The sequence below is a fragment of the Flavobacterium bizetiae genome (assembly GCF_902804475.1).
Taxonomy (GTDB): domain Bacteria; phylum Bacteroidota; class Bacteroidia; order Flavobacteriales; family Flavobacteriaceae; genus Flavobacterium; species Flavobacterium bizetiae.
On sequence record NZ_CADCSU010000029.1, the window covers coordinates 1 to 9,679 of the forward strand.

The 9,679-nt window shown below is 35.7% G+C and carries 9 protein-coding genes; 5 read left to right on the plus strand and 4 right to left on the minus strand.

The window, feature by feature from the left end; genetic code table 11:
- Window positions 1-473 precede the first annotated feature (473 nt).
- The 3 genes from FLACOL7796_RS01735 to FLACOL7796_RS01745 all read left to right on the plus strand — a co-directional run bounded on the left by FLACOL7796_RS01735 (window position 474) and on the right by FLACOL7796_RS01745 (window position 3,260).
- Window positions 474-2,006 (plus strand): S10 family peptidase, encoded by a 1,533-nt coding sequence (locus FLACOL7796_RS01735; RefSeq protein ID WP_173969124.1) that lies wholly within the window; start codon window positions 474-476, stop codon window positions 2,004-2,006.
- 40 nt (window positions 2,007-2,046) lie between these two features.
- Window positions 2,047-2,553, plus strand: coding sequence for a GNAT family N-acetyltransferase (locus FLACOL7796_RS01740; protein ID WP_173969125.1), 507 nt, complete (start codon window positions 2,047-2,049; stop codon window positions 2,551-2,553).
- A gap of 158 nt (window positions 2,554-2,711) precedes the next feature.
- Window positions 2,712-3,260, plus strand: coding sequence for a HutD family protein (locus FLACOL7796_RS01745; RefSeq protein ID WP_173969126.1), 549 nt, complete (start codon window positions 2,712-2,714; stop codon window positions 3,258-3,260).
- Between the two features lie 264 nt (window positions 3,261-3,524).
- Here FLACOL7796_RS01745 and FLACOL7796_RS01750 read toward each other — a convergent pair whose 3' ends face one another.
- The gene (locus FLACOL7796_RS01750; protein ID WP_173969127.1) at window positions 3,525-4,094 is read right to left on the minus strand and encodes a Crp/Fnr family transcriptional regulator; all 570 of its coding nucleotides are present in this window, start codon (window positions 4,092-4,094) and stop codon (window positions 3,525-3,527) included.
- Window positions 4,095-4,324: 230 nt separating this feature from the next.
- Between FLACOL7796_RS01750 and FLACOL7796_RS01755 the strand changes: the two genes are divergently transcribed.
- A complete protein-coding gene (locus FLACOL7796_RS01755; RefSeq protein WP_173969128.1) occupies window positions 4,325-5,437 on the plus strand; it encodes a pectate lyase family protein in 1,113 nt (370 codons plus the stop codon).
- 224 nt (window positions 5,438-5,661) lie between these two features.
- On the opposite strand, the gene FLACOL7796_RS01760 is transcribed toward FLACOL7796_RS01755, so the two are convergent.
- The 3 genes from FLACOL7796_RS01760 to FLACOL7796_RS01770 all read right to left on the minus strand — a co-directional run bounded on the left by FLACOL7796_RS01760 (window position 5,662) and on the right by FLACOL7796_RS01770 (window position 8,054).
- Window positions 5,662-6,045: a DUF3037 domain-containing protein gene (locus tag FLACOL7796_RS01760; RefSeq protein WP_173969129.1), complete on the minus strand. Its 384-nt coding sequence runs from the start codon at window positions 6,043-6,045 to the stop codon at window positions 5,662-5,664.
- Window positions 6,035-6,817 carry a HipA family kinase gene (locus FLACOL7796_RS01765; RefSeq protein WP_173969130.1) on the minus strand — a complete coding sequence of 261 codons (783 nt, stop codon included), beginning with the start codon at window positions 6,815-6,817 and terminating at the stop codon, window positions 6,035-6,037. Before FLACOL7796_RS01765 ends, FLACOL7796_RS01760 begins: the two co-directional genes overlap by 11 nt.
- Window positions 6,818-7,205: 388 nt before the next feature.
- Complete coding sequence (locus tag FLACOL7796_RS01770) at window positions 7,206-8,054, minus strand: NAD(P)H-hydrate dehydratase (protein ID WP_173969131.1); 849 nt, start codon at window positions 8,052-8,054, stop codon at window positions 7,206-7,208.
- Between the two features lie 452 nt (window positions 8,055-8,506).
- Here FLACOL7796_RS01770 and gcvT point away from each other — a divergent pair, with 452 nt between their 5' ends.
- Complete coding sequence (gene gcvT, locus FLACOL7796_RS01775) at window positions 8,507-9,589, plus strand: glycine cleavage system aminomethyltransferase GcvT (protein WP_173969132.1); 1,083 nt, start codon at window positions 8,507-8,509, stop codon at window positions 9,587-9,589.
- The last annotated feature ends 90 nt before the right edge of the window (window positions 9,590-9,679 follow it).

Here is a 9,679-nt window from a genome sequence, read left to right on the forward strand (position 1 = left end):
GGAAAAAACTATTCAAAACTACTGTGACTTTTACTACTACTTTGATTACTTTCACATCTATTGGAACATTGGAATGGCTTTAGTTTTAGCAGCTCATTTTACTTATTGTTATTTAATCAATAGAAAATCAAAAAACACTTAGTTAAAAATTTTGAATTATATTTTTTATGTAATTATTTTCTGGATAGCCTCCCGCTTTAACTGGAGGGCAATAAATGACGATCAAAAAAACTTTAGCCAAAAACTCAAGAATTTTGGCTAAAGCTATTTTCAATGATTTTTTTTCTCTAGCCAAAACGGAAGGTTATTCAATAAAAAATCAGAAACTTCCTTACTAAACACTTTCATAAAATGCCCTGGTCTTTTTAAAGACTAAAATCATCACTTACTATTTTTTTATATCTTTAAAAACTCTAATCCTAGTCAACTGTTTAGAACATCAAAATCCCAAATAATTACATACCAATACTTCTATGAAAAAAACTTTAATTTCATTCCTTTTAGTTGGATTTTTTACTTCATATGCTCAGGAGTCAAAACCAAAAGCAGCCGATAAACCGCCGGTTGTAAAAGAAGAAAATTCACCTGCTAACCTTACTTTCAATCCGGATTCTCAGGTTATCACAAATCATACGACTACAATAAAAGGACAAAAAGTTCCTTATAAAGCCACAACCGGAACGATGCCTGTCTGGGACGAAGACGGAAAAGCAATTGCCGGATTATTCTATACGTACTATGAGCGCTCTGATGTAAAAGATCGTGATTCACGTCCTTTAGTTATTTCATTTAATGGTGGTCCGGGTTCTGCTTCGGTTTGGATGGAGATTGCTTACACGGGACCAAGTTTGTTAAATATTGACGATGAAGGATACCCTGTACAGCCTTACGGAATAAAAGAAAATCCATATTCTATTTTAGATGTTGCTGATATCGTTTTTGTAAATCCTGTCAACACAGCATATTCAAGACCTACAAGCAAAGAAATCCCTACTACAAAATTCTTCGGCGTAAATGCCGACATTAAATACCTAGCCGATTGGATCAATGGTTTTGTAACCCGCTCTAATCGTTGGGCTTCGCCTAAATACCTGATAGGAGAAAGTTATGGCACGACCCGTGTTTCGGGATTAGCACTTCAATTACAAAACAATCAATGGATGTACCTAAATGGAGTAATTTTGGTATCTCCTACTGATTTAGGGATAACCCGTGGCGTTGTTTCTAACGCTGCCCTTAAACTACCCTATTTTGCAGCTACCGCCTGGTATCATAAAATGCTTAGCCCTGATCTTCAAAACAAAGATTTAACCGCTATGTTACCCGAGGTTGAAGATTTTACTATCAACGAACTTCTTCCTGCATTAAGTAAAGGAGGATCTTTAGAAGAACAAAAAAGAAAAGAAATTGCTACTAAAATTGCACATTATTCCGGTATTTCTGAGAAAGTGATCCTGCAAAATAATTTAGACGTTCCGTATGATTATTTTTGGAAAGAACTCTTAAGAGATAAAGGTTACACAGTAGGAAGACTTGATTCTAGATACAAGGGAATTGACCGTAAGGATTCTGGTGAAAGTCCGGATTTTAATGCTGAACTTACGTCTTGGCTACACTCTTTTACACCGGCCATCAATATGTATGTTCGTAATAATCTTAATTACAAAACAGATTTTAAATACAATATGTTTGGTTCTGTACATCCCTGGGACAGATCTAACGATAAAACAGGAGAAAATCTGAGACAAGCCATGGCTCAAAATCCTTATTTACATGTAATGGTGCAATCAGGATATTATGATGGTGCGTGCGACTATTTTAATTCTAAATACAATTTATGGCAAATGGATACAAGCGGAAAACTAAGCGATCGAATGTCATGGAAAGGCTACAGAAGCGGACATATGATGTATTTGAGAAAAGCTGACTTAGAAACTGCAAATGAAGACATCAGAACATTCATAAAGCAATCATTGCCTAAAGCTGGGGAACCTGCAAAATATTAATCTCATTTTAAAAAAAGCTAAATTACAATTACTATAATTCATGATCTCGAAATCAACATTACAAGATATTCCATCATTAACAACCTTAATAAACTCAGCTTACAGAGGTGAAACTTCTAAAAAAGGCTGGACAACAGAAGCGCATTTATTAGCAGGAAAAAGAACCACCGAAGAAGAATTAGAACAAATCATTTTAGATCCTAAAAATACATTTCTGAAATATTCAGAGAACGACAAAATTATCGGATCGGTTTTATTAGTCGAAAAAGGAGATCAATTGTATGTGGGAATGCTAACTGTTTCTCCTGAATTACAAAATAGCGGTATCGGAAAAAAAATGCTGGCCGAAGCTGAAATTCATGCTAAAACTGTAGGATTATCTACACTCAGTATGACCGTTGTTTCGGTTCGTTCAGAACTTATTGCGTGGTACAAACGTCATGGTTATGAAGAAACTGGCGAAAGAGAGCCTTTTCCTTCAAGTGATATTCATATTAATATTTCTGATAAGTCTTTAGAATTTATTCATTTAGAAAAAAGGCTTTGAGAATTTAACCGCTAAGTTCGCTACGCTTTTTATTGCTTGACTTTTATAATCTCGCAAAGGCGCAAAGTTTTTTCTACCCTATAGTGATAATAAGTTCCTTTGGAAACAGGATTAAAGATGTATTTGGAAACTTAAAATCTTATTAAAACATTCAATAAATGAACATAAGTCTTTTGTCTAAAAAAGATAGTAAATCTTCTATTTGGAGTGGCGGATTGACGTATGAATATATGATATATCCAGAAACGGCAAACTACATTGATAGAGATTTTTCATTCAGAATAAGCAGTGCTACAATAGAACAAGCGCCTTCGGAGTTTACCAAATTTAAAGGTTATTATCGCTATTTGGTTATGCTGGATAATAGCTTAAATATTGAGATAAACAAAGAAAAAAAATCATACTGGAAGTACGAAATCATGGAATTTAAATCTGATGATGAAGTGACTTCTTATACAAAAGGAATTGATTTTAATTGGATGGTTTCTGAAAAAGTAAGCCATCATAAATTGAAAATAACCAATAGTAATCAGAATTGTAAGGCCGAAATAATAGTTTTATATTCTTTAGATACAACCGTTATTAAAATTAATAAGAAGCCGTACGATTTAAATCCTTATGATGTATTAGTCATTGAAAATCCAGAAAAGGAAAATATAATACTTGACTTTTCTACTGAATGTCTTTTTGGGATATTGGATTTTTAATTTGAAATTTTTCAGGTTTCAGGTTTAACCGCAAAGTACGCAAGGATTTACGCAAGGGGCGCTAAGTTTATTTATTTTTTTACCATATAAGTGATATAAGTTCATTTTAGTAAAACAATCCGTGATAATCTGTCGAATCAGTAAAATCTGTAGGCTATTTCTTTATAGAAAACTTAAATTTTCTTATATCACTTATATGGTTTAAAAACTTGGCGACTTTGCGCGATTTTTTTTAAAGTCTTAGAAACTTAGCATCTCAGAACCTTAGCACCTCTTCTTAATCTTGGATAAAAATTCGTGCGAAACACCTAGATAGGATGATAAATTTCTATTGTTGATTTTATCTACTTTGTGAGCATACTTTTCGATAAACTCCAAATATCTCTGTTTCGAGGTTTTATTTAAAACATCAATAAGTCGTTGCTGAATGGCAATGTTTGCCTTTTCGACCATAATGATGTGAAACTGGATTAGTTTGGGCACTTGTTCAAATAAGATCGTTTTGTTGGTTTTATTAATCACGAGAATTTCGCTGTCTTCAATTGCCTTAATATTGTAGGTTGTCGGCTTTTGATGGTAGAAACTTTCGAGATCACACATCCATTCGTTTTCGAACGAAAAGAAAATTACACTTTCGGTGCCATTATCATTCAAAATGTAGGTTTTGAAAGCACCTTTTAAAATAAAGCCTTCATAAGAACTGTTTGAATTCTGAATTTGTAGGTATTCATTTTTCTTCAGTTTAATAAACTCGGCTTTTTCAACAATAAAATTCCATTCCTGATCTGTTAGCGGAATTTTACGTTCAATACTTAATCGTAGGTTTTTATACATGTGGTTTTTTACTTTTATTCTTACTTAGGGGCGTAAGTAGATGATGAATGAAAAATAATGTAATCGATTACGTAAAAGTATTCTTTTTATGCATTTTTGTAAATTAACAACTGTTAAAAAAACACTTTTAGTCGATTTATTTTCAAAATATTGAACTTGTTCAACTTTTTAGCAAATATTTATAGTCAGTTTTGCACTGTTAAATTATATAAACCCCCAAATTTATTATTATGAAAATCAAATCAACAATGTCAGTGTTCCTACTAACTCTGATTTTAGGTTTTGCATCGTGCAACACCGAAGAAGTTGCTTCGTCTGCCAATGACGAGAGTGCTAGTATTGAAGCTACTACAACTGTATCTGGTAATGTAACCGCAAAAATTGGAAACTGTGCTCAGGTTCCGGGATGGGCTTCGCAAAACGGAAGTGTAACTGGCGGAGGATCTGCCGCCGAAACAAATGTTACTACTTATGCCCAGTTGAAATCTGCCATTGAAAACAGTTCTGTAAAAGTGATCAAAGTCACCGGTACAATTACGGTTACAACAAGATTATCATTACAAGATCAAACCGGAAAAACTATTTACGGTGCAAATGGCGCCAAATTAGTTTCTACCAACCAAACTAAAGATGCGTCCGGGATTATCAACATCAAAAGATGCAAAAACTTAATCATCAGAAATCTTATTTTTGAAGGTCCCGGAGCTTATGATACTGACGGATGGGATAATGCAATTCTTGACGAATGCACAAACGTATGGGTAGATCACTGCGAATTCAGGGATGGTGTTGACGGCAACTTCGACATTAAAAACAAATCTGATTACATCACGGTTTCGTACACTAAATTTGGTTACCTAAAAGCACCAAAACCAGGTGGATCAGGAGGTTCTGACGATCACAGGTATTCAAACCTAATTGGTTCAAGCGATGGCGCTACGGGAGATCGTGGAAAATTAAGAATTACTTTTGCTCGTTGCTGGTGGGCTCCGGGATGTAAAGAGAGAATGCCAAGAGTACGTTTTGGAAAAGTGCATTTAGTAAACAACTTCTTCAACAGTACAGTAAGCAACAAATGTATAGCAGCAGGTTTTGAAGCTGATATTCGTGTTGAAGCAAACGTTTTTGAAGGTGTAAAAACTCCAATCGATTTAATGACGGGTTATACAGCTGTTACAGCAGTTGATAATGTTTTTACGAATACTACAGGAAATCAGGCAGGAAGTAAAACTGCTTTCACTCCTCTTTATTCAATTGTAAAACTGGATAAAACGGCTGTGAAAGCTGATGTTTCGGCTAATGCAGGAGCAACTTTAGGCGGAAACATTTGCGGATCGTTTTAATATTAAGAGTTAGTTTAGTTTTAAACCACGAATTACAGTAATGTAGTTCGTGGTTTTTTATTTTATATTTTAGGATTTAAGATTTAAGATTTAACCGCAAAGTACGCGAGGATTTACGCAAGGGTCGCTAAGTTTTTGTTTCTCGCAGATTCTGCAGAATGTTAGACGCACTGCTGTGCGTCTCTACGGAAAACCTTTGAACCTTTGTAGCTTTGAACCTCTTTTTAAAGCACCAATTCCTCAAACAAACGCTGAATTGTTTTTTCTAAATCCTGAGACAATCCTGAATGTGGTCTTGAAGTTTGAATGGCCGAACTTCTAATCGCGGTCAACCATCTAAAACGTTCCGGAATTTCCATTGCTCCTATCGGGCCGCTGTCTTTGGTTCCGTTTACTATTTTTTCTAATGCGATAACGTTACAATGCAGTTGTTCGATATCAAAATCGTTTGATAAGGCTGCAATTTTCGCATCGTTTATGTGGTGCAATACTTTTATAAATTTGGCTCTTTTACAAAACAAAATGATTCCGATATTCAGGAATTCTTCGCGCTCTACTCTGGGTACCACACGAATTACGGCATACTCATATAAGTGACTATCTTGCATTTTGCGCTTGGTTTACGAAGATTTCTGAATTGTTTAATCGGGTTTGCAAAAATTGCAGGTATACGTTACGCAAGGCTTCCGGCGTTTCGTCGCTGTCTTCCCACTCCAGCCATTCTAACGGAATTGTGTTTACAATATCTTCGAGAATTTGTGGTGTTAAAAGTGCTTTATATTCGGCATCGACTTCTTTTAAAAGTGAGGCTTGTGGCAATAAAACATGGTCTTTTATCAATGCAAACGGACTTTTGGCGTGTTGCTCCCAATTGTTCCAGGAATGATGAAAATACAAACATGCACCATGGTCAATCAACCATAATTCTTTGTGCCAAATTAGCATATTGGTGTTTCTAAACGTACGATCTACATTGGTAATATAAGCGTCCAGCCAAACAATTTGCGACGCTAGTTTTGCATCGACAGTGGTTACAACTGGATCGAAAGTAATAGCGCCTGAAAGGAAATGTAAAGCCAAATTTAATCCCTGGCTTCCTTGCAATAAATCCTGAATTTCTTCGTCGCCTTCGTTTCTTCCAAAGGCTTCATCGAGATTGGCAAAAACCAATTCCGGAAGCTGTAATTTTAAGGCTTTAGCAATTTGTCCGCCAACTAATTCGGCTATAAGGGCTTTTACGCCGTGACCGGCTCCTCTAAATTTTAAGACGTATTTAAAATCGTCGTCGGCTTCTGCCAAAGCGGGTAAAGATCCGCCTTCGCGTAAAGGTGTTATATAACGTGTAACGTTTACCGTTCTGAGATCGAAATTGTTTTTCATTTTTTTAAAGATTCAAAGATGCTAAGGAACTGAGTTGCTAAGTTTCTAATCTTTGACATTACAAACTTACAATTTTTGATTTTTTTATTTAACCGCAAAGTTTGCAAAGATTTACGCAAAGAGCGCTAAGATTTTTTATGTTAGTATAAAGGATGGTAAAAAAGTACGCGGATGAAACGGATTCGCTTCGCGAAAGCGCGGATTTGCACAGATTTTTAATTCTTTTGTTTGCGATTTTTTCAGGAGCTAATCCCGCTATACGTTCCAATCTTTTGTGCCGAACACCGGCACAAAAGGATTTCCACTCCTATCGGGGCTAGGGCAATCATTTTCATAAGAATGTTTTCGTCTAGTTTGTCATTTTCAAATTGTCAAATTATCTAATTTTCTAATTTTCTAATTCTAAAAAAGCTTTTCCCAAATTCTCGATAATATCTGATGCTATAAACGATTGATAACCGGTTTGTGGCAAAGCAATATCAGCGGTTAAACCGTGAAGATAGACGCCTAACTTTACGGCGTATCTGGGTTCGTAACCTTGGGCAATACAACTAGTAATGATTCCGGTTAGGGTGTCGCCGCTTCCGGCTGTGGCCAAGGCGGCATTTCCGGTGGTGTTTTCGTAGATTTCGCTTTTATTGATAATGTATGTTGGTGCGCCTTTCATGACGGTGATGAGCTTGTATTTTTCAGAAAAGGCGATTGTTTTCTGAAATTTGTCGGATTCTGAATTCCATTTGCCTATTAAGCGTTCGAGTTCTTTAGGATGAGGTGTTAAAATGGTATTTTCAGGAACTAATGATAACCAGGATTGGTTTTCGGCGAGAATGTTTAGTGCATCGGCATCGAGAACTAAAGGAGCTTTGTTGATTCGTAAAAATTCGAATAAGGCTTTTTGTGTTCCTAGCTCCTTCCCTATTCCGGGACCAATTGCAATGGCTTGCGGTTGTATAGGAAAATGAATATTGGTGATAAAATTGGCATTTTCGTCCGTTACAACCATGACTTCGGGAATGGAAATTTGCAGGATTTGGTAGCCACATTTTGGTGTAAAAGTGGTTACAAGTCCGCAACCGGATTTAAGGCAGGATTTTGAGGCCAAAACGGCTGCTCCTATTTTGCCATAACTTCCGGCAATAATCACGGCATGTCCCTGTAGTCCTTTGTGTGTATGAGGATTTACGGGTTTGTAGAATTTAAGAATTTCTTCTTTGGTGATTAAAAGCGGATTTTTCATTTGGGCTATTTATTGTATTATTTTAATTTTTAATCACTTTTGGTTTTAGGTTGAGGTTATTAGAACGCTGATGAAACGGATTTACTTCGTAAAAATGCGGATAAAAACGGATATTTATTTGGTGGATTTATCTACGCTTTTCATTGTTTTTGATTCTAAAAATTAGTTGATTAAAGTTACATAAAAAATTGAAAAGGAAAGTGTTTCTTGTTTACTGAATGTCCTAGCCCAGATTGTAGTGGAAAGCCCGGAGTAAAAAAAGCAAAAGTTTCTTGTTCTAAAAAAGCGACCAACGGAAGCTCTTTTTAGAACATTAGAAACTTTGCTTTTTTTATGAGGACATGCAACGAAAAGCTGGAATTGCTCCTAATTATTGCGAAATTTATAATTTAGACTATCATTTTTATATATTTTTTGAATAAATTTGCAACACAATTTTATAAAACAACACAATGAAAAATACTGCGCTTACGCACATACATGAGAGTTTGGGAGCGAAAATGCTGCCTTTTGCGGGTTATAATATGCCTATTACTTATGAAGGAATTAACGCTGAACACGAAACAGTTCGTACTGGTGTGGGCGTTTTTGACGTTTCGCATATGGGTGAATTTTTGTTGACGGGTCCAAATGCTTTGGCTCTGATTCAGAAAGTGACTTCGAATGATGCTTCGACTTTGAGAATTGGAAGAGCGCAATATTCTTGCTTGCCTAACAATGAAGGCGGAATCGTAGATGATTTGATTGTGTATAAAATGAAAGATGAAGAGTATTTACTGGTTGTAAATGCTTCGAATATTGATAAGGACTGGAACTGGATCTCTTCGCACAATGATTTGGGTGTTGAAATGAAGAACCTTTCTGATGATTACTCTTTGTTGGCGATTCAGGGACCAAAAGCGGTTGAGGCAATGCAATCTTTATCGTCTTTAGATTTGGCTGCGATTCCTTATTACCATTTTGAAGTAGGTGATTTTGCTGGTTTTAGCGATGTAATTATTTCTGCAACTGGTTATACTGGTTCTGGCGGATTTGAAATTTACTGCAAAAATGAAGATGCTGAAGCAATCTGGAATAAAGTTTTTGAGGCTGGTGCAGCTTTTGGAATCAAACCTATTGGTCTTGCTGCTCGTGATACTTTGCGTCTTGAAATGGGATTTTGTTTGTACGGAAACGATATCAACGATACCACTTCTCCGCTTGAAGCAGGATTGGGTTGGATTACTAAATTCACAAAAGATTTTACCAATTCTGAAGGTTTGAAAAAACAAAAAGAGGCTGGTGTTACTAAAAAATTAGTGGCTTTTGAAATGCAGGAACGTGCCGTGCCAAGACATGATTACGAAATTGTTGATGCTGCCGGCGAAGTAATTGGTATTGTAACTTCTGGAACCATGTCGCCTTCTATGAACAAAGGAATTGGTTTAGGATATGTTACAGTAAACAATAGCGCGGTTGATAGCGATATTTTTATTAGAATTAGAAAAAATGATGTTCGGGCTAAAGTGGTGAAATTACCGTTTTATAAGAAATAGTTTTTTTAGAACATAAATATTTTGAAAAATGCATTGCTACTTAAGCAATGCATTTTTTTTTGCAGTGACTTCAATGGTTTTTATTTAAAC

Excerpts from the sequence above, each read along its gene's own strand:
- FLACOL7796_RS01735 (WP_173969124.1), top strand. The coding sequence starts at position 474 with ATGAAAAAAACTTTAATTTCATTCCTTTTAGTTGGATTTTTTACTTCA.
- FLACOL7796_RS01740 (WP_173969125.1), top strand. The coding sequence starts at position 2,047 with ATGATCTCGAAATCAACATTACAAGATATTCCATCATTAACAACCTTA.
- FLACOL7796_RS01745 (WP_173969126.1), top strand. The coding sequence starts at position 2,712 with ATGAACATAAGTCTTTTGTCTAAAAAAGATAGTAAATCTTCTATTTGG.
- FLACOL7796_RS01750 (WP_173969127.1), bottom strand. The coding sequence starts at position 4,094 with ATGTATAAAAACCTACGATTAAGTATTGAACGTAAAATTCCGCTAACA.
- FLACOL7796_RS01755 (WP_173969128.1), top strand. The coding sequence starts at position 4,325 with ATGAAAATCAAATCAACAATGTCAGTGTTCCTACTAACTCTGATTTTA.
- FLACOL7796_RS01760 (WP_173969129.1), bottom strand. The coding sequence starts at position 6,045 with ATGCAAGATAGTCACTTATATGAGTATGCCGTAATTCGTGTGGTACCC.
- FLACOL7796_RS01765 (WP_173969130.1), bottom strand. The coding sequence starts at position 6,817 with ATGAAAAACAATTTCGATCTCAGAACGGTAAACGTTACACGTTATATA.
- FLACOL7796_RS01770 (WP_173969131.1), bottom strand. The coding sequence starts at position 8,054 with ATGAAAAATCCGCTTTTAATCACCAAAGAAGAAATTCTTAAATTCTAC.
- gcvT (WP_173969132.1), top strand. The coding sequence starts at position 8,507 with ATGAAAAATACTGCGCTTACGCACATACATGAGAGTTTGGGAGCGAAA.